We start from the raw sequence: 25,935 nt of genomic DNA on the forward strand, positions 1-25,935 counted from the left end.
AACCCGCACCCGCCCGTTAAGGCCTTTAATATCCCATTGCGCCCATGTCAGGCATAGCTGGGGATTTTGATGGTGGTTCAGGAATTTCAGCCACCATGGCTTCTGTTGTGATCAGCAGGCCAGAAACAGAGGCCGCATCTTCCAAAGCGGTACGGACCACTTTTGTCGGATCGATCACGCCGGCTTTTACCAGATCTTCATATTCACCAGTCTGGGCGTTGAAGCCAAAGTTGGTGTTATCCTGATCAAGCAGTTTGCCAGCCACGACGGCTCCGTCATAACCCGCATTCTCAGCAATCTGGCGAACCGGTGATTGCAGAGCGCGCTTAATGATTTCCATACCAACTTTCTGGTCATTATTTTCACTGTTGATGCCATCGAGAACGCGTGAGGCATACAGCAAGGCAACGCCACCGCCGGGAACAACGCCTTCTTCAACCGCTGCACGGGTCGCGTGAAGAGCGTCATCAACACGATCTTTTTTCTCTTTCACTTCTACTTCAGTTGCACCGCCAACATGGATTACGGCGACACCACCAGCAAGTTTTGCCAACCGTTCCTGTAATTTTTCACGGTCATAGTCTGAAGTGGTTGTTTCAATCTGGGATTTGATCTGGGCAACACGGGCTTCAATGTCCGCTTTGTCTCCAGCACCGTCGACAATTGTTGTTTCTTCTTTCGAGATAACAACTTTTTTGGCGGTGCCCAGAACTTCCATACCGGCTTTTTCGAGGCTGAGCCCAAGTTCTTCAGAGATGACCTGAGCTTTTGTCAGGATGGAAATGTCTTCAAGCATTGCTTTACGACGATCACCAAATCCAGGAGCCTTGACAGCAGCCACTTTCAGACCTGCGCGGATTTTGTTGACCACCAATGTCGCCAAAGCTTCGCCTTCAATGTCTTCTGCAATTATCAACAGAGGTTTGTTTGCCTGAACAACTTTCTCCAGCAGTGGCAGCATTGGTTGCAGGCTGGTCAGTTTTTTCTCGTGAACCAGAATGAGCGGATCTTCGAGTTCGCAGACCATTTTTTCTGAATCTGTGACGAAATATGGTGAAACATATCCGCGGTCAAACTGCATTCCTTCAACAACAGTTAGTTCTGTATGCAGTCCTTTTGCTTCTTCAACAGTGATGACACCTTCGTTGCCAACTTTTTCCATTGCTTCTGCAATGATCGCACCAATTTCTTTGTCGCCATTTGCAGAGATTGTTGCGATTTGAGCGATTTCTTCGTTTTCACTGATTTTTTTAGAACGTGACTGGACATCTTCAACTACCTTTCCGACAGCTACATCAATACCCCGTTTAAGGTCCATCGGGTTCATGCCAGCAGCAACTGAGCGGGCACCTTCACGGACGATTGACTGAGCCAGAACAGTTGCTGTTGTTGTTCCGTCACCCGAACGGTCATTCTGTTTGGATGCCACTTCCTTGATCATCTGGGCACCCATATTTTCAAACTTGTCGCTGAGTTCAATTTCTTTGGCAACGCTTACGCCGTCTTTGGTCACGCGAGGTGCGCCAAAAGATTTATCAAGCACTACGTTGCGGCCTTTTGGGCCCAATGTAACTTTGACGGCATTAGACAGAACGTCTACACCTTTGAGCATGCGTTCACGGGCATCGCCATTAAAGACAATTTCTTTAGCAGTCATTTTGTAATTCGCTCCTTTCTAGGCAGCAAAAAGTTTAAGACTCTAGATAAATTTTAAAGTGGTGTTAGGCAGCTTTAGCTTTGGCTTCCGTTTTTTCAAGAATGCCGAGAATATCGCTTTCTTTCATGATCAGCAGTTCTTCTCCGTCGATCTTGACTTCGTTGCCGGACCATTTGCCAAACAGGATATGGTCGCCTTCTTTAACTGTGAGCTCAATCAGGTCACCCTTGTCGTTGCGAGCGCCAGTGCCTACGGCAACAACTTCTCCCTGCATTGGTTTTTCCTTGGCAGAATCTGGAATGATAATTCCTCCAGAAGTTTTTTCGTCAACTTCGATGCGACGAACCAATACGCGATCATGCAATGGTCGAAACATAATTTTTCCTCCTAATATTCGACAAACGATGCACTTTACTAAAGCAGAGGTTCCTTGGTTTTTTGGATCTCTGCGCTTAACTCGACAGACCCTGTCGGCGTCGAATTAATTCTTTAAATTCCTAAGTTTTTTCGTGTTAATTTGCTGGATACCGGCGCATATTCCGTCGCCGGTATCCAAGTGTTGTTTTACGCAGCTTTCGATTTTGACCCTTCAATCATTTTCTTTGCCTTGCTCAGCAATTTCTGAGGTTCTCCCGGGTTAATTTCAATTGTGCGTGGTCTCATTTCTTCCGGGATTTCACGAACCAGATCAATTACGAGCAGGCCATCTTTCAGATGAGCCCCTTTTACATGTACGTAGTCATCGAGCTGGAACTTGCGTTCGAAATTCCTGTTTCCAATGCCATGATGCAGGAATTGGCGAGTTTCTTTTGGTTTTGGTACGGTGCCTGTTACGGTCAGCATGTTTTCATGCAACTCAATATTGAGCATGTCCAGTGTAAATCCGGCAACCGCCATGGTAATTCGGTAATGGTCTTCTTCGAGAGTTTCGATATCGTAGGGTGGGTACGTACTCATTGATTCACCCGGATCCGGCATCTGATCCAGCAAACGGGCAAGTCGGTCAAATCCAACTGTGGACCGAAACAATGGAGACAAATCGTATCTAGTCATAACAACATCCTCCTAACAAGCAATGCAATCACAACCAAAATTCCAAAATATAGAGAGATGTCGGTGCATTAGTGCCCCCGACGTGCAAAATATGTGAACGGTTTTCTTTCATTCAAGAGCTGCGAGAAATTTTTTTTGCATTTTTTTAAAAATCGGCTCGCATTTTTTTTGGCGACCCCAAAGTTATTTCTGTAGGTGCAGTGTCAAACAAAAATGAGTGCTGAATGGTCAGAGTAACTTGACTGATGATCGGTGAGCGGTTGATAGTCACAAAATCCAGTCTTTTATATTCATTTTTGAGAATTAAATCTAACCTTTTAAAGTATATGACAGTTTTCGGATCGAAGAGAGAAGCATGAAGCAATTGAAAGCTCATCTTTGGAGTAGCGCGGGCGGATCAGAAGAAGGACCCTTGATAGTTTTTATCCATGGTCTTGGGGCAAATGCGACCGTCTGGAACAGGGTGCTGCCTATCCTTGAAAGCGACTGGCGAGGAGGCTGGATGACCATCGATCTGGCGGGGCATGGCAGATCATCCCATCAAGAGCATTATTCTATCGGAGATTACGCGTCGGGTATCGCAGCTATATTACCGCATGAGCGAGAAATCATAGTAATTGGTCATTCACTTGGAGGGGTAGTCGCCCTTGCACTAAATAGCGGTCTATATGGTTTAAATGTAAAAGACTGTTTTGCTGTTGGTATTAAAACGGAGTGGCGTGAAGAAGATTACGAGCGAGGCAAGCAATTCGCGAGCTCTCCGGTCAAGTGGTTTGCCAACCGATCTGCCGCGATAGAGCGGTATCTGAAAGTTTCAGGATTGATCGGTTTAATAGATCTGGGTTCTAGTGAAGCCGCCGTCGGTATTCTTCAGGAGGGCGGCTCGTTTCGGTTGGCATCTGATCCAAAGGTTAATGATATCAATCCAATTAACTTTGAAGCGCTGGCTAAAATGGGAGATGCTCCGATACATTTATCCTGTGGGGATCAGGATCCGGTAGCATCCCCAAAAGGTATGGAGACTCTTGGCGGACCTGTTCACGTCTTGAAACGGCGGGGACATTATCCGTTTGTTGAAGACCCAAGAGGCTTTTGGGATTACGTGCGCGTTGCCGTTCAGTAACCTCAGTTAAGAAAATTCAAGTTCGATACGGCTAGTTGATGAACTTCGAATAGATTATCAAGCTGCTTTCATTTGCTCCTGATATAGAGAAAGTTCAATTTCCATAGCTTGCTGTACTGATGGGCGAGCTTTAGCGCGCTTATAATAATCCTTTATGTTTTGTGACAGTTCAAAACCGCTTAATTTCAGCAAATATATCGCCCAGATTAGATAACAGTCCGCGACACTGAAATCAGCACCCAGTATCCAGTCGCGGTCATTTAGCATCCCATCCAGTTGATCAAGTATGCGGGGTGCTTTTAAACGGACATGAGCTTTCGTTTGTTCTGGTGTGTCCTGCTGGAAGAGAGGGTATAGTATACCTTTATGTAACTCGCTGCCCACAAAGCTGAGTGCTTCTTGCAAGCGATAGCGCAATTCAGAATCTGGTGCGGGTGCCAAATTCCTTTGCAGCGATGCATCCGCTAGATACTGCAATATGGCTGCATTTTCAGTTAGCAATACCCCATTTTCAAGTTGTAGTGTCGCGACTTTTCCTTTGTCGGATATTTCTAGAAAAGATTGATCCGAATTGGCAAGCTTTGTGCCAAACAGTTCAACTTCAACAAAATCCAGATCCAGTTTTCCTTCGATAGCCGCAATTCTGCAAGCGAGAGAGCATGCGAGTGGACGAAAAAATAATTTCATAACAAACCTCCTCAGTTTATTTTTATACCAAATAGTACAATATTGGAGGTGAGGCAAATAAAATTTTACTGTTCAGTAAAAAAATGATAAAATTGAGCTGTCAATTAGTTGAAAGAAATAGGTTTTTAGGGAATTGGAAAATCAGTCTCGAAAAATGTCAGCCAGGGGGAGGCCCCGAAAATTTGATGAAGAGGCAGCGCTTGCCTCTTTGCTGGAGGTGTTTCGTCTGAAAGGATTTCACGGCGCTTCGTTGGATGACCTGACCCACGCTACCAACATGAACCGACCGAGTTTATATGGAGCTTTTGGTAATAAGCAGGACCTTTTTGTTGCATCAGTGGAGTATTATTGGGCTGATGCGGGCAAGAGATTTCGTGATGCGCTTTTTGGTATGAAGGGGCTTGATGCGGATTTGCACAACTTGTTTGAGACGCAGATTGACATCATCACGAAAAGTGAGGTTGGAGGATGTATCGTCGCGTGCTCTCTTCCCGAGGCAGTGGATGAAAGCCCAGCGTTCAAGACCCTGTATGATCGAATATTTACCGAGTCCGACAAGGTGGTGGCCTCTCGCCTCTTTAAGGCCATTGAGGGAGGTGAGATTGCCAAAGGCACGGATGTTCGGCGTCTAAGTGGACTTATCGTAAATGAAGTGTTCGGAATTAGTCTGCGTGCGCGTGCCGGGTTCAGTAAACAGGAGCTGACCCGGCAAGCGTTTTACGTGGTTGACTTGATCACCAAAGAATTTGCTACAAAATCTTTCTCATGATCCGCCGGGATTGGCGCGTTGCCAGGCTCCGAGCAACAGGGCTAATGCGGGAATTATTCCAAACAGGCACAGGCTTCCTGATACAAAATATAAGAGCTCTGTGTATCCCAGCTCGTAGGTGGATATAATGTATCCGCCTATGCCCACGGCCACAAAAAGCCGGACGAGGCTTGCACACATTGGCCAGAAAACCGCGTGTGCTCCCTGGGAGGCGAAGTATAGGGATAAGCCAAGTCCGAAGAAAATGTAGGCGGGACCTACATATACCAGATATTCTGTCGCAGCGAAGGTAACGTCGGGGTGGTCTGTGAAAATACCTACCCACAGGCTGGGAAAAAGCGCAATGATAATGCCGATTAACCCGCAAACACCTGCCGCTACAAAGGCACCTGTCCAGCCGATCGTGACAGCGCGGCTGACTTTGCCCGCGCCAATATTGGTGCCGACCATCGAAATCAACGCTGCACCAAGGCCGAATACAATTGGGATCATTATGAATTCCAGCCGCGCACCGATGCCATAACCCGCTATCGCATCCTGCCCAAAACGGCTGACCAGTGTTGTCAGGAGCACGACCGATGATACGGAAATGAACGGGTTAATTGCGGCAGTACCGCCAACGCGGATCAGATTACCAAGGAGTACTGCATCAAAGGTTAGATCGCTTGTGGAAAATCGGATGCCGTTATTTCCTGATGCCAGTTTCGCAAAGGTGAGAACGCACCCAACCAACATGGACAGAACCAGTCCCCAACCAATACCGGCAATCCCAAGTGCAGGAAGTCCAAACCAGCCCAGAGATAGTGCGCCACTGATGAATATTTGTAAAATTGCAGAAAACACCATTGCAATGGCAGGCGTTTTCATATCACCAGTCCCTCGTAAGAGGCTGCTGAAAATATTAAGGAACCATACTGACGCCATACCGCCAAAGGCTACACTTGAGTAGGAGAGGGCTTCGGTCAAGCTGTCGCCTTCAGCGCCGATGAAGCTAGCAATTTCAGCGCCCCAAATATGTTCGATAACGCCGAAAAGAATGGTGAACAACAGAGCGATAGCCATGGAATGCCAGACAATTCGATTGGCAAGTCGAGTATCACCCGCACCCAGCGCACGCGCGGTTGCGGCTGCGATTACACCGCCAATAGAGCCAGCACTTAACATCGTCATGAGCATGACTAAGGGAAATACCACAGCAAATCCGGCGAGTGCGGCAGTTCCCAATTGACCCACATACCACATTTCGGCGATGGCAACCGCGGACATAACGATGAAGGCGACCACATTTGGGGCAGCCAGTTTCAAAAGCGTGGGAAGAATTGGGCCGTTTATGAAATTTGCAAAAGGGGAGGCCTCAGCGGGTTTGGCCGCTGCCGAGGAGGAGGGCGATTGATCCAGAGCTGTCATTATTATTCTTTCAGGTTCATATTTTGAACTTAAAAATAAGGTTCATTTTTTGAACTTGTCAATATATAATTATGAGATAACTGTAATATCCGTCACGGGTGACATTATGAAATGGCAACAACTGAACGCAGAACCTTGCTCGATCGCACGAACGCTTGCTGTCATTGGAGAACGTTGGACTGTCCTCATTCTGCGGGAATGTTTTCGGGATGTGTCCAGATTTGACCAATTTGAAAAACGTCTGGGTATTCCTCGGGCAGTATTGTCTGATCGACTAAAGCAGTTGGTTGAAGAGGGGATTCTGGAAAAGCGATCCGATCCGGAACATGCGCGACGTTTTGATTATATCCTAACAGCGAAAGGGTATGATCTGCGGCCGGTTTTGCTGACGATGCTGGAGTGGGGTGATAAGTATAAACAGGATGGATTGCCCCCCAAATATATTTACCACCATAAATGCGCACATGAGGTCAGTCCTAAAATTACCTGTTCTCATTGTGATGAGGAACTTCGTCGCGGTGAGTATGAAATTCGAACTCGCATCTAACTGATGCAGGACTCCAATTGCTTTGTTGTTTACATTTAAAAGTAGAATTTATGTAATTGTTATGCTATAATATGATATTATTACACTAAAATTGTTCCGATACTCATAGCGTTCTGTGTGCCTATAAAGGGAGCCCTCAATGACCGACTGTGACGTATTGGAAAAACCTCCGCCAACTTTTGCGCCAGCTATCATACAATCCGATGATACAAATTTGCGCACCTTATTGGTGACGCCGCGGGGCGATGCCCGTCTTTATAAGGGTAAAGTGCATTTGACCCTTTCGTTTGCAGAAGCCGCATCACAGGCGGAAGCAGGTGATCGCATCAAATTATTACCCGGTAAGTATTACAGGGCGGTCGAGTTTGTAAATAAGAGAGGAAGTGCTGATAAACCCATTGTTATCGAGGGATCGTTGGGTGCTGAGGGAGAAAAGCTTACGCATATATGCGGAACGAATGCAGCGGGCTCCATTTATCCGCAATTACCGGACTGGAGCGACTATGCGTTTATTAAGCTCAAGAATTGCGCCCATATATGTGTCTCTCATGTGAAAGTGGAGAGTTGTTGGCCTTCGTTTCTTTATGCTGAAAACAGCTCTCACGTCTCGATGAAGGAAGTGTCGGGACAGGATGGGTCATATCTGATGTTTATTCGAGGGCCCGATGCATCTGATATTTTGGTTGAAGGTTGCCATTGGGTTCAGGATCCGACCGCCACATTATGGTCTGCCATCGATTGGGAGGAAAGTCACCATGGCCGCTATGCCTATTATAATGGGGCACTTGTCGGCGGAGTAGATGTTCGCGGTAATTTACTGGTGCACGGTAATGTCATCCGCAATGCCTATAATGGCATTCGCTTTTCCACCAGCTCCAAAGAGAAAAGCAAGGTTTACGGGCGCTTTAACGTAAATGCACGTATCTACAACAATCAGTTTGAAAATATTCGAGATAACGCGGTTGAGCCCGAAACAACCCTCTTGAATTGGCACATACATGACAATGTGATCAAGAATGCCCATGCGGCTTTTTCCATCCACGATTTCTATGGAGGGTATTTGTATATTTATGGAAATCGATTGTGGTTTGATGAGCGTGGAGGTGCAGACTATCAGGATAATCGGGGTGGCAAAATTTACAAACTGCGCCGCAAAGGGCCAATGCCGGATTTACCAGTTCATATCTTTCACAACAGCATTTATTCCAGAACTTATCTGATAAAACGCGCCCGATCTAAAAACCTGTATCATCGGGGAAACGCTGTCCAGTTTTGTAGTCCATCTGATCATGAGCGGTGTACATGCCGACCGGGGCGAGAGTTTTTACGGGCATTTCCAGTGGATGCAGATGAAAATCCACTTCCGTGGGATGAAACAGTGCTTTTTGATGGCGATGCAAGCAATAAGGACTTTGGAGAAATTCTTAGTGCTGCCGGGCAGGAGCAAAATGGAAAGGTGTTAGGTGATTTAGGTTTTGAAAAGCCGGTTGCGGGGGATTTGAGCCTTTGTAATGAAAGTAAGCTTCGAAATCAGGTGCCTGTTTTTACTCTGGTCAAAAAAACTGACTTACCACCGGGGCAGGAGAGTTGGAAAAGCTGGCAGTTCGAAGGGGCTGCGCACATTGGGGCGTATCAGGAACAGGGGCGTGCCATCGCGCTTCCATTTTATCAGATGACGGAAGAAGAGGTGTTGGAAGTCGTTGATGTCGATTAACATACGGGAGGGGGCGTTATGAAAGTTACAACTTGGAATGCTGAATGGCTGGAAATTTATTGGGGGGTTGTATCCGGTAAATATACTTCAGGACAGAATGTAGGACTAAAAAAGGCCCCTTCGCTCGCCGTTGGTAAAAAACGCCTTGATGCAGCCAAGCTGCTGGTTACCAAAATGAACCCCGATATCCTGTTTCTCTGTGAGGGGCCAAAGGGCAATTTGCATATGCAAAAGCTCGTTGATCAGCATTTTCCTAGCTATGAACTGATCAGGCATGATGCAGATCATCAATATGCAGTAAACGGAATTCAGTGGTTGTGGTTTCTGGTTAAGAAGAACCTAGCAGATAAGATCTCCCCTCGATTGTTGAGCGTTAATGTTTGGCAGAATTTTGCTGCGCGGTCTTCTGAGACTATCAAAGATGATGGTCGGTGGAATATTTCCATTCCCAGGTTAAAGGATTTTGGGGACGTAAAAGATGTTCCGGTTTCCACACGTGATGAGCATTCCTATTACCGGCACCCTCAAACTCTTGTTTTCGAAGTAGCAGGGGCGCGGCATGAAATTATTGGTGCGCATCTTAAGAGTAAGTTTACTGGCTCCAGTCCCAGAAAGCGTAAAGCAGAAGAAGATTTCGAAGACTATTCGAAGGTTAAATCTGTGCAGAAATATTTAGCGAAAGCGCATGCTGCGAGAGTGAAGCTAAGTTCTGAGGCGAGCAATATTCGTGCATATATTGACCAGAGGTTTCAGCAGGAAAGTGACCCTTCCATAATTGTTCTGGGGGATTTAAATGATGGGCCGGGAAAAGAGTTGCTGGAGCGAGAATATCTACTTCATGATTTGATTTCCAATTTGCAAGGGGATGTGTTTCTTGCTCGCCAATTTCTAAATCATGCGCTTTTTGATTATCCGCAGCATTTACGGTGGACCTGTGTTTTTGAGGATAAGATTGATCCGGCGAGAAGTCCTCATATTCTGTTGGATCACATCCTTTTTACGCAGGCATTTACACACGGTGGTACAGGATCACTTGCAGCAAAATCCGGAGCAGGCAAAGTTGAACATTTAGCCTTCGAAGAAGTGGAAAGTGCATTCGGCAAGGGAGCCGCAGGAGATCACAGGCCTGTTTCGTTGAATTTATCGCCGCGTGATCATTTTTAAGAGCTAAACAGGCTGGGTGATTTTTCAGTCTACAGGAATTTTGGATTGAAAGTTATTATTGCCCTTGCTTGACAAAGCAGTCACAAGGCCAACGATCACGACAATCAGGCCACTGACGAAGCTAAGCGTTACCGGTTCCGCCAAAAAGGCAGCGCCAAGGATTGCAGCGGTCACGGGGCCTAGACACAGAAACATTGTTACAGTCGTTGCGGAAATATGTTTGAGGCTCCATAACCAAGTGAAATACCCAATCGCACTTGAAATACCCACTGCAATTATTGCGAGCCAAATATCGTCGGAATAATTGGCAATTTGCCAGAATACATCGCTTGGGAGCGTATAGAAAAACAGAAACACGACGGAAGCAAACATCGCAAATGTGCTGACTGAGGTCGTCGGGTAACGATTAACATATGGTTTGTAATAAATGCTGCACAAAGCCCCGCATAATGCGCTCGAGGCGGCAAGTAAAACTCCGATCCAATGGTCCTGCCCTGCCAAGCTGCCGGTCAGGTTGGGCCATTCTGCAATGGTTAAGCCCATAAATGTCATGCCTATGCCGATTATCTTCTGAGGACGAAGTCTTTCTTTGCCGAGTAAAAAGGCAATGATCATGGTTTGAAGGGGCAAGGTTGAAAAAATTAATGCAGCGCGTGCGGCACTAATGAAATTGAGGGAGTGATTTAACAGCAGGATAAGGATAGCGAACTGAAAGGTTCCAAGAATAGCGATGGGCAGGATATCTTTAAGCTGAAAGCGCATCCTGTATGAGAAAATTGCAATGGGCAACATGCAGAGGACACCGATAGCATATCTTAAAAGTGCCAGTGTCTCTGGAGTTCCTTCAGTTAGGATAAAACGGGAAAGTACGACTGCAATGCCTACAATTATACCTGAAGTCATAGCAGAAAGGACTGCGAGGATCTGAAGGAGGGAGGTCACAGGGGACGGCTCCAATGCTGACCAACTAAATCCTTACCAAAACTGTGGTGTTTTTCCTCTGACTGAAGTTTAAATCCAAGTTTTTTGTATATGGCAATCGCGGCGTGAAGATTACTGTTTGTCCAAAGGCTCATTTGCGAATAGCCAGCTTGGCGCGCAAAATTCAGGCATTGTTCTACAAGATTTTTACCGACCCCTCTTCCGCGAGCGATGGGGTCTAAAATGACCAAACGTAGTTTCGCTGTTTGTGCGTTTTCTTCGACAACCATTGCGGAGCCAATACGTTGTCCAGCCAGTTCAGCAATCCAACAGATTTCACGCTCTGGATTAAAATTTTTAAGGAAGTCGGCTGCTATTTGCGCGACGAGCTGTTCAAATTCCAAAGACCAACCGTATTCTTTTGAATAAATTTCACCGTGAGCCTGGATAATCCAGCCCATATCACCGGCGCCATGCGGTCTGAGGATGACAGGGGCAGTCGATTGTCCTGACTGGTTAAGCAGCTTTTCGATTTCCTCCATCGCGCTAACCAATCGTTGCTGATTAGTTTCTGACAGATCACTTAAGATGTTTTGGAAAAGAGCAGACGATTTGCGGTCCAGCTTTGCAAATTCTTTCAACCCTTGATCCGTTAGGCTGAGTGTGTGTTTTCGCCGATCTTCTTCACTTATGGTCTTGAGGATCAGTCCTTTTTTCTGAAATTTGTTCAGGCAGCGACTTATGTAGCCTGGATCAAGATTAAGTTCAGAGCACAATTCTTGTGCTGTGGTTGTGTTTCGTTGGGCAAGTTCGTAGATCAGACGCGCCTCTGTCAGATTATATGGACTGCCGAGTAACGCTTCATCCAAAACTCCTGCTTTTTGAGTATAGAAGCGGGTGAATTGGCGCATATATGCGCTGCGCTGAATAAGCTGTTCCTCAAGCATGGTACCCTCTTCTATTTAGTTGCTTTATTTTATTTAATTGATTGCCAAAAGCAATTAAATAAAAAAAGTGGGGGAGCGCAGGAGAAAAAGTCGATATACTTGAATGGTCTAACTGCACCGCCTTGAGTGAGATTGTCTCACTTCTAGAGGTACAGGCGGAGGTTAATGCTCGGTCACGCATTGCTCGTGATCTGCAAGAGTTTCGATAACTGCGCATTCTGAGATACTGTCTGCATTACATTTAGTAATGCGAAGAAGCTCCTTTTTTAGTTTACGTAATTTTCGTTCCCTTTCGCGCACTTCTTCGAGATGTCGGGTGGCGATCGCATGGGCATCTGCACACGGATATTCGGGATGCTGGCTTAATTCCAGCAGCTCTTTTATATCTTCGATTGAAAAGCCCAGCTCGCGGGAGTGGCGAATGAAAGAGAGTTGTTTTAAGCCATCTTCTGAGTATCTTCTCTGATTACCTTGAGAGCGGATCGGTTGTTCAAGAAGGCCCATATCCTCGTAATATCGAATTGTAGGGATTTTAACTCCCGTCCGTTTTGAAAGTTCACCGATTGAATACATAAAATTTTCCTTGAACCTCTAGTTACTAGAGGAACTATATAAGAGACAGTCGAGATTTTTAAAGCTTAAACCAGAAAGCCGGTAATATGACGATTGTAACAAAAGGGCAGAATGCCGATCACGGATGCGGGTGCGCGGGGAACCCGAAATTTGATGGTATGAATGCTTCCTACAAACGAATTTTGTGGATAGTAATTGTGATAAATGCCGGCATGTTTGGCATTGAAATGCTGGCGGGAAAACTAGCCGGCTCTCAGGCTTTGCAAGCGGACGCGCTTGATTTTCTGGGGGATGCCTGCACCTATGGCCTCAGTCTTGCTGTTATTGGGATGAGTTTGAAAGCGCGATCAGTGGCAGCTCTTGTGAAGGGTGCTAGCCTTTTTGTGATGGGAGTTTGGGTTCTTGCTTCAACTCTGTATCAGGTGTTTGTCTTGGGTGTTCCGCAAGCAGAAATTATGGGGGGAATTGGGCTTCTTGCGTTGTTGGCCAACTTAACCAGTGTATTGTTGCTGGTGCGGTATAAAGATGGTGATGCAAATGTTCGCTCTGTCTGGTTGTGTTCACGCAATGATGCCATTGGAAATGTAGCAGTAATGGTGGCGAGCGGACTGGTTTGGTTGACCGCTTCGGCTTGGCCTGATTTGATCGTTGCTGGAATTATGGCTGCGCTATTTTTAAGGTCATCGCAGCTTATACTTGTTCAAGCCGTCAGGGAATATAGATCGGAAACTGCTGCAATAAGTTAATGTCGCAGGGCGAGCTAAGTATAGATTTAAAGTTAGAGACTTCTAATTCATATTGCGATTTGGATTACATTCAGTTTAGGATAGTCGAAATAAATGTCTGGCTTGAGCTGTGAATAATAGACGGTTTATTGCTGGCAAATAAATATGTGACAGACACTTGAGTGGGTTAAAAGTGGACCAGCCAGTACATGAAAGTTACTTGAAAGCGAAGTCCCTGCTTGAAACTGTTACCCAGTGGCAATTGAAAGGACTGCTTGAATACTGGTTAGAAATTCATCCTAAAACGCATTTGCCCGCCCGCAATGATCTGGACCCCATTCATATTCCAAAGCTTTTACCCTATGTGACAATGACTGATGTGGAACGCAACCCATTTCGCTTGCGCATGCGATTGGTGGGAACTGCAGTAAATAGCGCTTTTGGGAAAGATTTTACACGCAAATATTTTGATGAAGTCTTTCCCAATTACGAGACGGCGCAAGGATACAAGCAACGGCGGGAGGTGGCTGATACAGGGCTCCCTGCCCATTATTTTGGACAAGGCGCACTTCGGTATAATCTGGATTTCAAGTCGGTGGAATGGGTGTTGCTACCCTTCGCCAGTGACGGTGAAACAGTCGATATAATTATCAGTACAATATCCTATGGGCGGGAATAGGGCTTCCTGAATTAGGAAGCCCTTGACCGGTTAGTATGCAACAGTAAAGAAACGTTTATTATGGCGCTTTTGTTCTGCTTCATCCACAAGGGCCACCGCGAAATCTTCCATACTGATTTGAGAAATACCGTCCTTGTCAGTAACCAGTGTATCACTGCCCAAGCGATATTCTCCTGTGCGCGTACCTCTTAGCAACATGGCTGGGGGACACAAATAGGACCATGCCATGTCATCATAATCTTCAAATAGTAATGATTGCTGCTGGCACGCTGTGGCGATGGGTACGACATCCGATGGTAAAAATCCGGGTTCGGTCAAGACTGTTGTCGTCTTGCCGGGAATTTTCAGGATTGCGGCCCCTCCAACCACAACAATAGGGGTGTTGGCCAGTCTTGCAGAACTCAGGATTTTACGAGTAAGCGGTACAAGCATTGGTTCGGATCCGCGTGGTGGTCGTAATGCGCTTATAACCGTATCTGCTTGTTCCATCACAGGGACAAGATCCGCATCATCAGATACTTCGGTCACTATGGCTGTCACATTTTCGGGCAGCTTGCTGATTTGATCTTTGTTCCGGATGACAGCGTGAACTGAGTGGTTGCGGCTAAGGGCTTCGTTTACAACTCGACTGCCGACATCGCCGTTCGCGCCAAAGACAAGAATATTCATTTTTAGTTTCCTATTTAAGGGGGGTTAAAGAAAAGGGTTTTAGTTTCAAGGATTGCAGACGTGGTGCCTGCTGGCTTAGCAAGATGCTGAATAGCACCAGAAAGATTGCGAATAGCTGCATTAAGCTTAGGGTTTCGTCGAGGGCAGCCCATCCCAGAACCACAGCGGTGGTCGGGCTCAGAAAACCAAGAGTAGAGATTAGTGTTGGGTCAATTTTTGCGATCCCGCGAAACCAGAGAATATAAGTGAAAGCGGCTCCGATTAGGCCAAGATAGACAAGACCCAGCAGGTTGGTTCCATCAAGGGTCGGGAATTCGGGCTCTAACAAGAGCGTGAGCGGAATAAGCAGGATGCCACCCGCTGTCAGTTGCCAGGAGGTAAATGTCAACAAAGATACCGGCGGGCTCCATTTACGGCTCAGAACTGTACCTGCTGCCATGGAGAGTGCGCCCGCAATGCCGGCTAATACGCTACATAATCCAGGCTCGCATCAGGTGAAAGGATGAGCGTGGCCACGCCCGCCAATCCGATCAACGCGCCGAGAACGGAGAAAAACAGAACAGGCGTGCCGATGACGAGCCGAGATAGAAAAATGACAATCAATGGTTGAACGGCACCAACTGTTGCAGCAACACCGCCCGGCAACTTGTAGGCAGCAAGAAATAAGAATGACCAAAATAATGTGAAGTTGAGGGCCCCCAATATAAATACCCTGTGCCACCAGATCCCCGCTGGCAATTTACGGACAATCAGCAAGAGCAAAAGGCCGGCAGGTAGTGCCCTCAGCAAAGATACCGTGATCGGATATCCGTCTGGAAGAAATTCTGTAGTCACATAGTAGGTGCTTCCCCAGATCGCAGGGGCAAGAGCGGTTAGCAGTACGTCAGAAACGCGGTTCATTGGTGATCTCTTCTAATATCTTGACATCAAGATAAATATATAAATCTTGACGTCAAGATAATTTCTAGCTAAATTTTGTGACATGGATCACGTAGACAAGATTGCTAAGCAGTGGAATACAGAACGACCTGACCTTGATGTTGGGGCGATGGAGATCGTTGGTCGTTTTGGCCGGATCACTAATCATTTGCGTGATGCGATGGGAAAGACATTTGCTGATTATGGCCTTAATGGCGCCAGCTTTGATGTTTTGGCCACATTGCGTCGTTCAGGTCAGCCTTATGCTCTTTCTCCGGGTGAATTGATAAAAGCCACCATGGTCACATCCGGCACGATGACCAACAGAATTGATCAACTGGTAAAAGCGGGCCTTGTCGCCAGAGTCAAAAACAGAGAGGACGCCCGCAGCTTTGTCATTTCGCTGACCGATAAGGGGTTTGATCTTATTGAAAGAGTGGTTGGTGAGCACGTGAAAACTCAACAAAAGCTTGTTGAAGGGCTTACGCCCGATGAGGCGTTGCAGCTGAATGAGTTGTTGAAAAAATTTCTCGCGCATTTTGAGGCTGAATGAACTGTCATCTTTTTGGCACAGGTGTCTGGTCTTATTTGTTGTATCTAACGTAAAAGCCGCTTCCCTTTTGTGATAACAATCTGTAGAGGGAGCTTTTCGCAAATAAGATGACGCGGATCAGAAACAGGGGATCGGTTATGGCACAAAAATATCAGTCTATTATGGTCGGATGGGATGAGTGGGTTTCCTTGCCTGAATTGGGTCTGGTCGCGATTTTGGCGAAAGTAGACACCGGTGCGCAAACGTCCGCTCTTCACGCTGTCAATATTCGGGCATATGAAAAAGATGGTGTTGAGCGCGTTAAGTATGTCGTGCATCCGTTGCCTGATCGCCCAGAGGTGGAAATAGAATGCGATTCTCAGGTGGTGGGAAAACGTAATATTGTTAGCAGTAATGGTGATGCGGAGGAGCGTTACATTGTGCGCACACCTATCCGGTTAGCTGGTCAGGAATGGCCAATTGAGCTGTCATTGACCAACCGCGAAGATATGCAGTATCGGATGTTGATGGGGCGTTCAACAATGTCGGGCCGCATCGTGGTTGATCCAGACAGGTCTATGTTATGCGGCGAACTTTCCACCACCCTCTATGATGAAATTGATAAAGAGGATGGTCAGAGCCGAAAACTGAAAATCGCGGTTCTTAGCCGGGAGCCAGAAAATTATTCTACTTCCCGACTTGTCGACGCTGCTGTCAGCCGCGGGCATTCTGTCGATGTAATTAATACGACCCGCTGCTACATGAATATCACGTCGAAAAAGCCGGACATTCATTATCAGGGCGTCTCCTTGCCGGAATATGACGCGATAATCCCGCGTGTAGGGGCGTCCATCACTTTTTATGGTATGGCGATTGTTCGCCAGTTTGAAATGATGGGGGCGTATACATTGAACTCGGCGGAGGCAATTGGTGCCTCGCGAGATAAATTGTTTGCTCATCAGATTTTGGCGCGAGAAGGTATTGGCATGCCGGTGACCGGGTTTGCCCACTCCCCTTCCGACGTTCGGGACATGTTGAAATCAGTTGGAAAAGCACCGCTGGTGCTAAAACTTCTGGAAGGAACGCAGGGCAGGGGTGTTGTTCTGGCTGAAACCCAGAAGGCGGCGGAGTCAGTTATTCAGGCGTTCCGGGGATTGAAAGCCAATATATTGGTTCAGGAATTTATTGCTGAGAGCAAAGGAGCAGATGTACGCTGCGTTGTAATTGGTAACAAAGTGGTCGCTGCCATGAAACGGCAGGCCGAAGAGGGCGAATTCCGATCCAATTTGCATCAGGGTGGTTCAGCATCCGCCGTTAAAATTACAGCACAGGAACGAGCAGCAGCTGTGAAGGCAGCGAAGTCCTTGGGTCTTCGTTTTGCTGGCGTTGATTTGCTTCGATCAAATGATGGACCAAAGGTTCTGGAGGTAAATTCGTCACCAGGCTTGGAGGGCGTAGAGACCGTCACCGGTATCAACATTGCCGGACAGGTTATTGAGTATGTGGAGCGGGCAATTCATCGCCGTCGAAGCGGATCGGTTGCGCGCAGAAAATATTAGCATCACGTGCCGTTGTTGCTTGCTGAATTTAGGTGATAGGTTTCAACCGCTTCGAGCAGGTATCCTTCCAGTTTCTTGACAGCGGGGCCGAGGGTTTCCGCTTCTGGATAGGTGAGGTAGAGGGTGGTGCGGCGGCCGCTTTCCGGTTGAAGCTGCAGTGGTACTATCAGGCCTTTATTTAGTTCTTCTTCAATTAAGGGAATAGGGGACCAGGAAAACCCATAACCGTTTATGAGTGCAGATTTTGCTGTTGCAAAACTGCTGAATGTCCATCTTTGTTCAGCTTTTTGCCAACCGCCCACTCCTTTTCGCTGTGCACCAGTGTCCCTGATTATAATTTGTCGGTGCTGCCCCAGCTGGGAGAAAGTGACGGGTTCTTGCTGGCATGCCAACGGATGGGTAGGCGAGGCGACAAGTGCAAATTCCACATCCAGCAGCGGCATGCCGTTTGTGCCAGGTGTTAGCTGGCTGCAGATCGCCATGTCCACTGCTTTTTGATCGACCAATTCGCTTGTGCCGGACATCACACTTTCAATGATTTCCACTCGTGTGTGAGGAGCATCTTTTGCGAGTTTCTCCAATGCTTGCATCAGCAATTCAGGGGGAAAAAGAATTTCCATGGCAATGGAAATTTCAGGCTCCCATCCACTGTTTAAAGCATGTGCAGCAGCCTCCAGACATTCCGCTTCGCTTAGCAAGGTTTTTGAGCGACGCAGGAGGAGCTGACCAGCCTCTGTAAGTTCAGCTTTTCTGCCATTTAGAGTCAGAATTTCCATGCCGAGCTGTTCTTGCATCCGGGCAATGGCGTAGCTGATCGAACTCTGGCTTTTATTTAGTTTTTTTGCGGCTTGGGCAAAGCCACCTTCGGAGATAATTGTGTGCAGGATGCGCCATTGTTCAAGGCTGACTTTCGGGGATCCCATTGCAATTCCTATCGAAAAAGTTGATCAATATGATCAAATAATATCGTTTTAAAATCTAAAAGTCAGATATTATTTCAATTGTCAGACGCACAACTCAATTGATGAGGTATCTGACATGACACAGATTTTACAAATTACATCCAGTATTCTTGGTGATGGAAGTCAATCAACCGCGATCAGTAAACGTGTGGTTGATCAACTGCTTAGTAATCACAGCGACGCTAAGCTGGTAACAAGAGATCTTGAAAGAAATCCCGTGCCGCATTTGGATAGCGAGAGACTTGCGAGCTTTAACCTTGGCGCGGAGGAGCTTAACGATGTGCAGCGTGAGGCATTAAATCTGTCAAATAGCTTGATTGCAGATGTGCAAGACGCCGACATAATTGTTCTTGGAATTCCGATGTATAATTTTGCGATCCCGTCGCAATTGAAAAGCTGGTTTGATTATATAGCGCGGGCCGGTATTACCTTTCGATATACAGAATCCGGTCCGGAGGGGCTTTTGAAGGGAAAAAAAGTTTACGCCATTGTGACGAGCGGGGGCTTTTACAAGGGCACCGCGCAAGATGGAATTACTCCTTATCTGGACACCATTCTTGGATTTCTGGGGCTTGATGATGTTGAATATATACATGCTGAGGGGCTGAATATTGACGATGCAAGTCGCGATCGCGCGGCAAAACAGATTGAGGATCGGCTGCAAATTCTGGCCGCTGCCTAAGTGAAAAATCGAATTCGGGGTGATTTTTACAGAAATTACCCCGAATTATTTTAGAAATTCTTGATTTATTAATAAAACGTCAAACCTTTAAACCATAAACTCTTTTCTATCGGCGTGAGTTTTTCTTGAGAAGCGCTTCAAGGAGGTATGTTTATGGGACAGCAAAACCCAACTAAAAGCAAAAGTCAGTCCAGCGGGGCACCGCATCTTGGACATAACCGCCCCCATTTACCAGCAGAAGAGCTGGCTGCGGAGCTTGCTGTCCTGCAAGAGGCGGAACGTAAAACGTCATTAGAGAAACTTAAACAGCCAGAACTCGTTGATTATGTTTATGAAGTTCGGTTTTACCCGGGTGCGAGCCTTATTTCAGGTGAGCTTAAAGCCTATGATATGAGGCATGCCCGCCGAGTTTTGAATGTGATATTGGGTGTAACCCGCTTACCGGTTGATACCAAGATTATTGAAAAGGCAGTCGTTGAGCGGGAATGGAAAGAAATCTCAGCAGTTCGAAATCGCAAAATACTTAAGATTTTGACAGTGCATCATCATTGGTTGCAGGGGATGCCGGATGGAAAACGAGCTGACATGTCTGGTGAGGATCTGGAAGGTGCCAATTTGGCTGGACGTAACCTGAGTATGGTTAGTTTGGCAAATGCCAACCTTTCAGGTGCGAGTTTACGCGGTGCTGTGCTAGTAGGCGCGGACATGTCGGGCGCGGATCTAAGCAATGCCGATCTGTCCGGTGCTGATCTGACAAATGCTTCGTTAGCCGAAGCCAATTTAATTGGCGCGGACTTGTCAAAAGTGCAATTGAAATCGACAGATTTTTGGCGCGCTAACCTATCACGCGCCAAAATATCACCGGAAACCCTGCATCAGGCACTCGGCTGTCAGCAATAACTAGGCTGCCTTTCGATTTCTGATCACGATAAAGGCAAATATCAAGGCTGAGACGAGGATCAGGATCGATCCGATCTTAGCCGGCAGGGGTGATCCTCCTTGCAAGACCATGGCGATACCAGGTGTTAGTACGAGGATACTTGCAGTGGCTGTTAAGAAATGAACTTTCGCCAGCAGGCTCTTGGCGGCTGCGCTTACCAAGTGATAGTAGAAGCCGTAGAGCATCATGCTCACCCAGCCAATCAGATTGAGATGGCCATGTGCCGGTGCAAGAGTATGATCTTCGCTTGCAGACATTTGAATGCCCCAGACCATGCCAAGTATGGCATAGATTGATGCTGTAACAATAAACCAATAAGAAATACCGTGCATGTGTTCCCCTCACTAACCCATTATCTGTGATATTTGATAAAGTGAAAAAAAGATGACGTGAATTTGGCGTCTGGCGAAGCTTTTATTTACGATATTGGATATTCGATTTTCCAATTGGGGCTTTCCGTCTCCAGTTTAATGGAGATCAGATGGAGTAACCTTCTGTCGTGATTTCATGAAAACAATAATCCCACCAATTAAAAAACTACCGAAAATAACCCCGTTCATCAGTTCGGAATTTAAAAACAGCAAGGGGTTTTTAGACTCTCCAAATCTTAGGGAATAGGTTAATTCACAAAGGCCCACCAGTCCTATTGCAGCCGTTGCAATGGCGAGGGTTTTGATCATGGCCAGTCTTTTAGAATGAGATTTGTTATTTTTGCTAAGCGTTTTGAAGAGTTGGTGAGAAATACCTGCAATCCCTTCAGGGGAAAAGAGAACGACACATAAAAAAACGATGCCAATATACAGTCCCCAAAGTTCTGTATATGCACTGAGGTTCGAAAACAGGAGGGTTAGTAAAATGGCTCCAAGCGGAGGCCCCCAGAAATATCCGATTCCACCAATGAAAACCATCTGAAGAATGATCCAGGATTGTCGAAGGCTGATGATTTCTGGTGTGACAAATTCGTAAGCCAGTGCAAAGAGGCTACCAGCTATGCCCGCCAGAAAGCCTGAGAAAATAAAAGCCTGAAATTTAAGGCGATGATCTGAATATCCAAGAAACGAAGCCCGCTCGGGATTTTGACCGGCTGCATAAATCATTTGGCCCAGCGGGCTGTCATTAAACAGCCGCGCGGCAATCAAGGCAATTCCGACCCAGAACAGTATTATAAAAAAGATGACGAGGTCTGACTGCAGGCTGGTAAAGGGAAAAGGAGGAATGAGCGTTCGATCAATGCTGCCGCCATAATAGCGTCCAAACACGGTGGAGGAAGCAAGGACAAGTTCAGCGATAGCAAAGCTTAACATCGCAAACATGATGCCGCCTTTTCGTGTAGTGAAACTACCGAGCAAAACCGCCATGATCATTCCGGCCAAGCCCCCTAAAAAGGGAATAAGGATTGCTGGAATGTAGAGCACACTGCTACTTATACTGTTGATAAGATGTACCGAGAAAAATCCTCCAAAGCCAAAATACACTGCATGGCCTAGCGATAACAAACCTGCTTTGCCCAATAGTTGATTGTAAGAGATGGCAAAAATGACTGCGATGCCCATTTGAATGAGTGTCAAATGGGCGTAGCCGTTCTGAAATAAAAACGGGCAGAGCGCAAATATAATCAGAAACAGAAGAATGTAGGCGAGGTCTGATTTCGGCACAGGTCTTTGATTGTCGTTTGTTTTCCCTTAGAGCCAGTCTAGCGGATAAAATGCCTGATCCGCAACTTCTGTCTGACAGATCACGCTTTACACCTGCTCGAACAACAAATTAGTCTTGTTCAACCAGTTTGGCGAATTCACGCTCTTCATCATCAAGGGGTTCGAATATGGTTTCGCAAAATTCAAATATCTCTTTGGGCACTTCAAACTGGTAGGTGTCACTCTCGCCTAAATTCCGTTTTTCAACCCGCATCCATCGAATATCTTTTGGGACATCCAGATAATGAATTTGCGCATGGTAATCTCGGCCGCGAAACCAATTGAGTACGCGCATGCGGTGGTCCTTGGCAAAAAAGCCTGATCCAAAATCACGGGAATGTTCAATCTTAGAAGCTTTTCTGTTTCAATCAAAACTTGGCTTTCGATACGCTGTGTTCTTTCAAGCGCCCATTCAAAGCTTGGGATTTCAGGGCTATCGGCTTGAAACAGATTTTTCATCCATTCATCAACGGCGAAAACTATGCCATCAATTTCTTCGGCAAGTTTGTTGGCATAGGTGGATTTGCCGGCGCCAACATTGCCGGTAATAATGTAAACAGGTGCGCTCATAATGATCTCTGTTCCGGAGAGGAGATGTCGAGCGATGCTATCGCCTAATTAGAAAAGCACCAACTAAAACCTGAAAAATCTTAAGTATTTCATTTTTGTCAGCGCCGTTTTGAATAAGCAGGGCCGCCCGGTCAAAAGCGGCCGCGAGAATAGGGCTTAGAAGATCAGCCGAAATGCATCGGGTTGGCTCATCCCTTCTGCTGCCGTAAGACCCTCTTTTAGACTTTTCGCGCTAAATTCCGCATCGATTTGCTGCATGACTTCATACCCTAAAACGGAAGGTCCATCGAGCAATAGAAGGCGGCAGCGTCCCGGCCTCTGCATGGCATCAAAATACGCAGAAGCACCTTCCATGAGCATGTCAATACCATCGGATGATGTATTGGCTGCATCCTCGATTTCTTTGGCGACGGCTTCGTTTTCCTGCCGAATAACCGCAAGAAACAGATCTTTTTTATCTGCAAAGTGATGGTAAAGCGCACCGCGAGTGACGTCTGCCGCTTTGACAATATCTGGCGTGCTTGTTTGGGCGTATCCGTCGCTGACAAAAAGCGCGCGTGCCGTATCAACAAGTTTCTGTCGCATTTGAGCTGAACGTTCAGCGTTGGATTTTCTTCTAGATGTAATTTCAGTCATAATTTCTATTTACATACATTCTGAATGTATGTTAAGTAAAATATTACATACAAACTGTATGTATGTTATGGAGGATGCGATGAAAGCAAATAGTTATTATCCCGTCATCATGACCGACAAGGTGGCTGAGACGACTGAGTTTTACTGTAAATATTTTAAGTTCAAAAAGGTGTTTGAAAGCGATTGGTACGTTCACTTGACCTCTTCAGAAAGTGAGGGTGTCAATCTGGCAATTCTTGATGGAAGACACGAAACAATTCCGCAGCAGGTTCGCGGGGCAGTATCTGGGGTGATTTTAAATTTCGAAATTGATGATGTGGACAGCGAATATGAACGTCTGTCAGCGGAAGGGTTGGAAATACTCCTTCCTTTACGTGATGAAGCGTTCGGTCAACGTCATTTCATTACCGTGGACCCCAATGGAGTGTTGATTGATATTATTAAGATTATACCCCCAACCGGAGAGTTTGCAGATCAGTATTTGAGCGAAGATGTGATGGCTTAGCGTTGATTTAGCAGGGGCATCGCGCGAGTGATTGCCCCTGACTAATTCGTTTTCGGAAATTCACCGGAAATTGCCTTGGATCGATAGCGAAGATATGTTTCATGCATTCCAGAGGGCATGCGATCCAGTCGAAGTTGGATAAATTCTGGTCGGCTACGTAACTGAATAATAGCTTTTGAGAGATCCTTCATATAGCCCTTGTTCCACTCTCCTTTGGAGCATCCTGCATAGAGAAGCGAGAATTTTGCCTCACCCTGAATAGGGAGGTACAGAAGTTTATCCTGCATGTTTAATGTCTTGGCTGCTTCAAAAACCTCTCCTGGGCGCCCGATCATGGCGTCAAATCTGTGGTGAAGTATCTGCTTTACCAATAGATCCCAATCAGGCATGCCGGTATTGATAAAAAGAGGGCCATCCTTTATTTTCCGGTAGGGCTCAATTATCTCATTGATGGTTTCCGAATAAGAACGATCTTTGTGATCAATTAGAGAAACCTGACCACTTTCAAGTATGGCGGCCAAATCCATTTCCCCATCAATGTTGATATGGGCCGCAAGTTTCTCCTTTACCTCGGCTGTTGTGAGAAGACCATTGGGGAAGGTCATCATCGTCGCTTCGGAAAAATCAATGAAAGCCTCGCGCGCTTTGGTTCTGGTAAGTGCCTGAAAGCAAATTTTTCGGCCGTCTTTCATCTCCTCCATCAGTCTTGATATGCTGACAGGTATCCGACTTTGCCGATAATCGGGCAGGCTATCCAGAATTTGATCCAGTTGCAGGTTGAGCAAGCCTTTTCCCGTTTTAGGTCCTTTTAAGTAAGAAATCGGTGGGATATGCATTTCCCCCCATAAAATGACTTGTTCAGAAGCATGTGAGGAAAATGACGTAGTCTGAAAAAATAATGCAGCTGCCAGAGGCAGGCCTTTAGACAGAAATTTTCGAAGAAAATAAAAGTAACTATTCATACAAAATACACAACCTGACGAAACATACTGTGCGTGTTGTTTAACCAAAATAAAATATAAGTACAACATAAAACTAAAAATACCGGTTAATTGCCATTTCGGGCGCTTATCCGAGCGGTTATCACAATTGTGAAAATGAACCGCAATAAAAGTGAAACAACAGACGCTTAGCTTCCTGCCAAATTCCAGCAGGGCAATCCGCCCTGCTTCGTTGTTTGGATCGGTAAATTGAAGAACATTAAGTTTAATCAGGTAAGCAAGCGTTGGCAGGAAAGCGTTGCTGTTGAGGATATAAGTTTCGATATTCCAAAAGGCAGTTTTACTGTTTTGTTGGGACCTTCGGGCTGCGGCAAATCGACTACTTTACGTTTGCTGGCAGGGCTTGAGAGTTGTAGTGGTGGTCAAATTTTGATCGATGATGAGGATGTCACCCAACGAACACCGTCCGAGCGCAACCTATCCTTGGTGTTTCAATCCTACGCCCTGTTCCCACATCTCACTGTTGCCGAGAATATTCTCTTTGGCTTGAAGATCCGCAAGGTAAACAAAACAGAACAAGCGGCTCGATTGAAACGGGTAAGCGAGTTGTTGAATTTGCATCCATATCTGGATCGAAAACCCGCGCAGTTATCAGGTGGACAACAACAGCGAGTCGCACTCGGACGGGCGATCATTTCGGAACGACCCATTTGTTTGATGGACGAACCATTGTCCAACCTTGATGCAAAACTTCGACACGAAATGCGCGTGGAGATCAGGGCTTTGCAACAAAAGCTTGGCATCACAATGGTTTATGTCACACACGATCAGGTTGAAGCCATTAGCATGGCAGATCAGATCGTGCTTTTAAATAATGGCAGGATTGAGCAGATCGGATCACCTTCGGAAATCTACAGTCAACCACAAACTACTTTCGTGGCACGTTTCATCGGAACACCACCCATGAATATTATCCCTTTGCAGCAAAAAGGGAAATCACTTGCCATCGCGGGAAGTAAACAGCAGGTTCATGAATTAAGCGGCAGCATGGATATTCCGCTGTTCTTAGGCATAAGACCTGAGGATATTTCAATCGGAAAATTTGGCCTAAAAGCGCAGGTTTTAGCGTTTGAGTTTCTTGGCTCTGATGTGCTGGTTGACTGCCAGATTGGCACGGAAAAAATCACCATACGAACCGATAATCAATCCAGCTTCGCGACTGGAGAGACCGTTTTTCTGAGCTGGAAAGACAGGGCCTGCCATTATTTCGAGCAAAATTCAGGGCGGCGAATTGATCTAATGCCAGGCGTTGCCTCGCAATTATTGAGTTCAGCTTATGAATAAGAATTCCCAACACAGAA

29 protein-coding genes and 1 pseudogene are annotated in these 25,935 nt (G+C 46.3%); 13 read left to right on the forward strand and 17 right to left on the reverse strand.

Annotated features, from left to right (window positions below; all coding sequences use genetic code 11):
* Positions 1 to 25: 25 nt before the first annotated feature.
* The 3 genes from groL to JCM23214_RS07060 all read right to left on the reverse strand — a co-directional run bounded on the left by groL (position 26) and on the right by JCM23214_RS07060 (position 2,710).
* Entirely contained in the window at positions 26 to 1,657 is a 1,632-nt protein-coding gene (gene groL, locus JCM23214_RS07050) for a chaperonin GroEL (protein WP_025898344.1), read from the reverse strand.
* Positions 1,658 to 1,721: 64 nt separating this feature from the next.
* Positions 1,722 to 2,036, reverse strand: coding sequence for a co-chaperone GroES (gene groES, locus JCM23214_RS07055; RefSeq protein WP_025898345.1), 315 nt, complete (start codon positions 2,034 to 2,036; stop codon positions 1,722 to 1,724).
* A 185-nt stretch (positions 2,037 to 2,221) separates the two neighbouring features.
* The gene (locus JCM23214_RS07060; protein ID WP_025898346.1) at positions 2,222 to 2,710 is read right to left on the reverse strand and encodes an Hsp20 family protein; all 489 of its coding nucleotides are present in this window, start codon (positions 2,708 to 2,710) and stop codon (positions 2,222 to 2,224) included.
* A 355-nt stretch (positions 2,711 to 3,065) separates the two neighbouring features.
* On the opposite strand from JCM23214_RS07060, the gene JCM23214_RS19540 reads away from it, so the two are divergent.
* Positions 3,066 to 3,833, forward strand: coding sequence for an alpha/beta fold hydrolase (locus JCM23214_RS19540; RefSeq protein WP_084264611.1), 768 nt, complete (start codon positions 3,066 to 3,068; stop codon positions 3,831 to 3,833).
* Between the two features lie 57 nt (positions 3,834 to 3,890).
* Here the strand turns inward: JCM23214_RS19540 and JCM23214_RS07075 are convergent, their stop codons facing one another.
* Positions 3,891 to 4,520, reverse strand: coding sequence for a glutathione S-transferase family protein (locus tag JCM23214_RS07075; RefSeq protein WP_025898349.1), 630 nt, complete (start codon positions 4,518 to 4,520; stop codon positions 3,891 to 3,893).
* A 154-nt stretch (positions 4,521 to 4,674) separates the two neighbouring features.
* Between JCM23214_RS07075 and JCM23214_RS07080 the strand changes: the two genes are divergently transcribed.
* A complete protein-coding gene (locus JCM23214_RS07080) occupies positions 4,675 to 5,289 on the forward strand; it encodes a TetR/AcrR family transcriptional regulator (protein ID WP_025898350.1) in 615 nt (204 codons plus the stop codon).
* On the opposite strand, the gene JCM23214_RS07085 is transcribed toward JCM23214_RS07080, so the two are convergent.
* Positions 5,284 to 6,696: an MATE family efflux transporter gene (locus JCM23214_RS07085; RefSeq protein ID WP_025898351.1), complete on the reverse strand. Its 1,413-nt coding sequence runs from the start codon at positions 6,694 to 6,696 to the stop codon at positions 5,284 to 5,286. The two genes, JCM23214_RS07080 and JCM23214_RS07085, sit on opposite strands and share 6 nt — an antisense overlap.
* 106 nt (positions 6,697 to 6,802) lie before the next feature.
* Between JCM23214_RS07085 and JCM23214_RS07090 the strand changes: the two genes are divergently transcribed.
* From JCM23214_RS07090 to JCM23214_RS07100, 3 genes are all read left to right on the forward strand, one after another.
* Positions 6,803 to 7,243, forward strand: a complete 441-nt coding sequence (locus tag JCM23214_RS07090) for a winged helix-turn-helix transcriptional regulator (RefSeq protein WP_025898352.1) — start codon at positions 6,803 to 6,805, stop codon at positions 7,241 to 7,243.
* A gap of 139 nt (positions 7,244 to 7,382) precedes the next feature.
* Entirely contained in the window at positions 7,383 to 8,957 is a 1,575-nt protein-coding gene (locus JCM23214_RS07095; protein WP_025898353.1) for a right-handed parallel beta-helix repeat-containing protein, read from the forward strand.
* Positions 8,958 to 8,975: 18 nt separating this feature from the next.
* Positions 8,976 to 10,121, forward strand: coding sequence for a hypothetical protein (locus JCM23214_RS07100; RefSeq protein WP_025898354.1), 1,146 nt, complete (start codon positions 8,976 to 8,978; stop codon positions 10,119 to 10,121).
* Between the two features lie 24 nt (positions 10,122 to 10,145).
* Here the strand turns inward: JCM23214_RS07100 and JCM23214_RS07105 are convergent, their stop codons facing one another.
* From JCM23214_RS07105 to JCM23214_RS07115, 3 genes are all read right to left on the reverse strand, one after another.
* Complete coding sequence (locus JCM23214_RS07105) at positions 10,146 to 11,063, reverse strand: DMT family transporter (RefSeq protein ID WP_025898355.1); 918 nt, start codon at positions 11,061 to 11,063, stop codon at positions 10,146 to 10,148.
* On the reverse strand, positions 11,060 to 11,989 hold the full coding sequence (locus JCM23214_RS07110) for a bifunctional helix-turn-helix transcriptional regulator/GNAT family N-acetyltransferase (protein WP_025898356.1): 930 nt from the start codon (positions 11,987 to 11,989) through the stop codon (positions 11,060 to 11,062). The genes JCM23214_RS07105 and JCM23214_RS07110 overlap by 4 nt, the downstream gene beginning before the upstream one ends.
* 162 nt (positions 11,990 to 12,151) lie before the next feature.
* Positions 12,152 to 12,562 carry a MerR family transcriptional regulator gene (locus tag JCM23214_RS07115; protein WP_025898357.1) on the reverse strand — a complete coding sequence of 137 codons (411 nt, stop codon included), beginning with the start codon at positions 12,560 to 12,562 and terminating at the stop codon, positions 12,152 to 12,154.
* 86 nt (positions 12,563 to 12,648) lie between these two features.
* Between JCM23214_RS07115 and JCM23214_RS07120 the strand changes: the two genes are divergently transcribed.
* Together JCM23214_RS07120 and JCM23214_RS07130 are read left to right on the forward strand one after the other, a co-directional pair.
* A complete protein-coding gene (locus JCM23214_RS07120) occupies positions 12,649 to 13,308 on the forward strand; it encodes a cation efflux transmembrane domain-containing protein (RefSeq protein ID WP_025898358.1) in 660 nt (219 codons plus the stop codon).
* Positions 13,309 to 13,480: 172 nt separating this feature from the next.
* Positions 13,481 to 13,966: a PAS domain-containing protein gene (locus JCM23214_RS07130; protein ID WP_025898359.1), complete on the forward strand. Its 486-nt coding sequence runs from the start codon at positions 13,481 to 13,483 to the stop codon at positions 13,964 to 13,966.
* Positions 13,967 to 13,996: 30 nt separating this feature from the next.
* Here JCM23214_RS07130 and JCM23214_RS07135 read toward each other — a convergent pair whose 3' ends face one another.
* Positions 13,997 to 14,635 carry an NAD(P)-dependent oxidoreductase gene (locus JCM23214_RS07135; RefSeq protein ID WP_025898360.1) on the reverse strand — a complete coding sequence of 213 codons (639 nt, stop codon included), beginning with the start codon at positions 14,633 to 14,635 and terminating at the stop codon, positions 13,997 to 13,999.
* 10 nt (positions 14,636 to 14,645) lie between these two features.
* Positions 14,646 to 15,535: pseudogene (locus JCM23214_RS26575) on the reverse strand (EamA family transporter).
* Positions 15,536 to 15,617: 82 nt separating this feature from the next.
* Here JCM23214_RS26575 and JCM23214_RS07145 point away from each other — a divergent pair.
* Together JCM23214_RS07145 and rimK are read left to right on the forward strand one after the other, a co-directional pair.
* The gene (locus JCM23214_RS07145; protein ID WP_025898361.1) at positions 15,618 to 16,106 is read left to right on the forward strand and encodes a MarR family winged helix-turn-helix transcriptional regulator; all 489 of its coding nucleotides are present in this window, start codon (positions 15,618 to 15,620) and stop codon (positions 16,104 to 16,106) included.
* A gap of 137 nt (positions 16,107 to 16,243) precedes the next feature.
* A complete protein-coding gene (gene rimK, locus JCM23214_RS07150; protein WP_025898362.1) occupies positions 16,244 to 17,644 on the forward strand; it encodes a 30S ribosomal protein S6--L-glutamate ligase in 1,401 nt (466 codons plus the stop codon).
* Between the two features lie 2 nt (positions 17,645 to 17,646).
* Here rimK and JCM23214_RS07155 read toward each other — a convergent pair whose 3' ends face one another.
* A complete protein-coding gene (locus tag JCM23214_RS07155) occupies positions 17,647 to 18,567 on the reverse strand; it encodes a LysR family transcriptional regulator (RefSeq protein WP_025898363.1) in 921 nt (306 codons plus the stop codon).
* Between the two features lie 115 nt (positions 18,568 to 18,682).
* On the opposite strand from JCM23214_RS07155, the gene JCM23214_RS07160 reads away from it, so the two are divergent.
* Entirely contained in the window at positions 18,683 to 19,288 is a 606-nt protein-coding gene (locus JCM23214_RS07160) for an FMN-dependent NADH-azoreductase (protein WP_025898364.1), read from the forward strand.
* Between the two features lie 153 nt (positions 19,289 to 19,441).
* A complete protein-coding gene (locus JCM23214_RS22245; protein WP_025898365.1) occupies positions 19,442 to 20,188 on the forward strand; it encodes a pentapeptide repeat-containing protein in 747 nt (248 codons plus the stop codon).
* On the opposite strand, the gene JCM23214_RS07170 is transcribed toward JCM23214_RS22245, so the two are convergent.
* From JCM23214_RS07170 to JCM23214_RS19555, 5 genes are all read right to left on the reverse strand, one after another.
* On the reverse strand, positions 20,189 to 20,560 hold the full coding sequence (locus JCM23214_RS07170) for a hypothetical protein (protein ID WP_025898366.1): 372 nt from the start codon (positions 20,558 to 20,560) through the stop codon (positions 20,189 to 20,191).
* Positions 20,561 to 20,695: 135 nt separating this feature from the next.
* Positions 20,696 to 21,883 carry a branched-chain amino acid ABC transporter permease gene (locus tag JCM23214_RS07175; protein WP_025898367.1) on the reverse strand — a complete coding sequence of 396 codons (1,188 nt, stop codon included), beginning with the start codon at positions 21,881 to 21,883 and terminating at the stop codon, positions 20,696 to 20,698.
* A 109-nt stretch (positions 21,884 to 21,992) separates the two neighbouring features.
* The gene (locus JCM23214_RS23445) at positions 21,993 to 22,136 is read right to left on the reverse strand and encodes a hypothetical protein (protein WP_159104313.1); all 144 of its coding nucleotides are present in this window, start codon (positions 22,134 to 22,136) and stop codon (positions 21,993 to 21,995) included.
* Positions 22,112 to 22,492, reverse strand: a complete 381-nt coding sequence (locus JCM23214_RS07185; RefSeq protein ID WP_025898368.1) for a P-loop nucleotide/nucleoside kinase family protein — start codon at positions 22,490 to 22,492, stop codon at positions 22,112 to 22,114. Before JCM23214_RS07185 ends, JCM23214_RS23445 begins: the two co-directional genes overlap by 25 nt.
* A gap of 156 nt (positions 22,493 to 22,648) precedes the next feature.
* Positions 22,649 to 23,128 carry a TetR/AcrR family transcriptional regulator gene (locus JCM23214_RS19555; RefSeq protein WP_199899366.1) on the reverse strand — a complete coding sequence of 160 codons (480 nt, stop codon included), beginning with the start codon at positions 23,126 to 23,128 and terminating at the stop codon, positions 22,649 to 22,651.
* Positions 23,129 to 23,207: 79 nt separating this feature from the next.
* On the opposite strand from JCM23214_RS19555, the gene JCM23214_RS07195 reads away from it, so the two are divergent.
* The gene (locus tag JCM23214_RS07195) at positions 23,208 to 23,633 is read left to right on the forward strand and encodes a VOC family protein (RefSeq protein ID WP_025898369.1); all 426 of its coding nucleotides are present in this window, start codon (positions 23,208 to 23,210) and stop codon (positions 23,631 to 23,633) included.
* 41 nt (positions 23,634 to 23,674) lie between these two features.
* Here the strand turns inward: JCM23214_RS07195 and JCM23214_RS07200 are convergent, their stop codons facing one another.
* The gene (locus tag JCM23214_RS07200; RefSeq protein ID WP_148301785.1) at positions 23,675 to 24,469 is read right to left on the reverse strand and encodes a hypothetical protein; all 795 of its coding nucleotides are present in this window, start codon (positions 24,467 to 24,469) and stop codon (positions 23,675 to 23,677) included.
* A gap of 354 nt (positions 24,470 to 24,823) precedes the next feature.
* Here JCM23214_RS07200 and JCM23214_RS07205 point away from each other — a divergent pair, with 354 nt between their 5' ends.
* Positions 24,824 to 25,918, forward strand: coding sequence for an ABC transporter ATP-binding protein (locus tag JCM23214_RS07205; RefSeq protein WP_025898371.1), 1,095 nt, complete (start codon positions 24,824 to 24,826; stop codon positions 25,916 to 25,918).
* Positions 25,919 to 25,935 lie beyond the last annotated feature (17 nt).

Source organism: Sneathiella glossodoripedis JCM 23214 (assembly GCF_000616095.1).
Lineage (GTDB): Bacteria > Pseudomonadota > Alphaproteobacteria > Sneathiellales > Sneathiellaceae > Sneathiella > Sneathiella glossodoripedis.

Coding starts and splice junctions, on each gene's coding strand:
- groL (WP_025898344.1), bottom strand. CDS start 1,657: ATGACTGCTAAAGAAATTGTCTTTAATGGCGATGCCCGTGAACGCATG.
- JCM23214_RS07060 (WP_025898346.1), bottom strand. CDS start 2,710: ATGACTAGATACGATTTGTCTCCATTGTTTCGGTCCACAGTTGGATTT.
- JCM23214_RS19540 (WP_084264611.1), top strand. CDS start 3,066: ATGAAGCAATTGAAAGCTCATCTTTGGAGTAGCGCGGGCGGATCAGAA.
- JCM23214_RS07075 (WP_025898349.1), bottom strand. CDS start 4,520: ATGAAATTATTTTTTCGTCCACTCGCATGCTCTCTCGCTTGCAGAATT.
- JCM23214_RS07080 (WP_025898350.1), top strand. CDS start 4,675: ATGTCAGCCAGGGGGAGGCCCCGAAAATTTGATGAAGAGGCAGCGCTT.
- JCM23214_RS07085 (WP_025898351.1), bottom strand. CDS start 6,696: ATGACAGCTCTGGATCAATCGCCCTCCTCCTCGGCAGCGGCCAAACCC.
- JCM23214_RS07090 (WP_025898352.1), top strand. CDS start 6,803: ATGAAATGGCAACAACTGAACGCAGAACCTTGCTCGATCGCACGAACG.
- JCM23214_RS07095 (WP_025898353.1), top strand. CDS start 7,383: ATGACCGACTGTGACGTATTGGAAAAACCTCCGCCAACTTTTGCGCCA.
- JCM23214_RS07100 (WP_025898354.1), top strand. CDS start 8,976: ATGAAAGTTACAACTTGGAATGCTGAATGGCTGGAAATTTATTGGGGG.
- JCM23214_RS07110 (WP_025898356.1), bottom strand. CDS start 11,989: ATGCTTGAGGAACAGCTTATTCAGCGCAGCGCATATATGCGCCAATTC.
- JCM23214_RS07115 (WP_025898357.1), bottom strand. CDS start 12,562: ATGTATTCAATCGGTGAACTTTCAAAACGGACGGGAGTTAAAATCCCT.
- JCM23214_RS07120 (WP_025898358.1), top strand. CDS start 12,649: ATGACGATTGTAACAAAAGGGCAGAATGCCGATCACGGATGCGGGTGC.
- JCM23214_RS07135 (WP_025898360.1), bottom strand. CDS start 14,635: ATGAATATTCTTGTCTTTGGCGCGAACGGCGATGTCGGCAGTCGAGTT.
- JCM23214_RS07145 (WP_025898361.1), top strand. CDS start 15,618: ATGGATCACGTAGACAAGATTGCTAAGCAGTGGAATACAGAACGACCT.
- rimK (WP_025898362.1), top strand. CDS start 16,244: ATGGCACAAAAATATCAGTCTATTATGGTCGGATGGGATGAGTGGGTT.
- JCM23214_RS07155 (WP_025898363.1), bottom strand. CDS start 18,567: ATGGGATCCCCGAAAGTCAGCCTTGAACAATGGCGCATCCTGCACACA.
- JCM23214_RS07160 (WP_025898364.1), top strand. CDS start 18,683: ATGACACAGATTTTACAAATTACATCCAGTATTCTTGGTGATGGAAGT.
- JCM23214_RS22245 (WP_025898365.1), top strand. CDS start 19,442: ATGGGACAGCAAAACCCAACTAAAAGCAAAAGTCAGTCCAGCGGGGCA.
- JCM23214_RS07170 (WP_025898366.1), bottom strand. CDS start 20,560: ATGCACGGTATTTCTTATTGGTTTATTGTTACAGCATCAATCTATGCC.
- JCM23214_RS23445 (WP_159104313.1), bottom strand. CDS start 22,136: ATGCGGGTTGAAAAACGGAATTTAGGCGAGAGTGACACCTACCAGTTT.
- JCM23214_RS07185 (WP_025898368.1), bottom strand. CDS start 22,492: ATGAGCGCACCTGTTTACATTATTACCGGCAATGTTGGCGCCGGCAAA.
- JCM23214_RS19555 (WP_199899366.1), bottom strand. CDS start 23,128: ATGACTGAAATTACATCTAGAAGAAAATCCAACGCTGAACGTTCAGCT.
- JCM23214_RS07195 (WP_025898369.1), top strand. CDS start 23,208: ATGAAAGCAAATAGTTATTATCCCGTCATCATGACCGACAAGGTGGCT.
- JCM23214_RS07200 (WP_148301785.1), bottom strand. CDS start 24,469: ATGCATATCCCACCGATTTCTTACTTAAAAGGACCTAAAACGGGAAAA.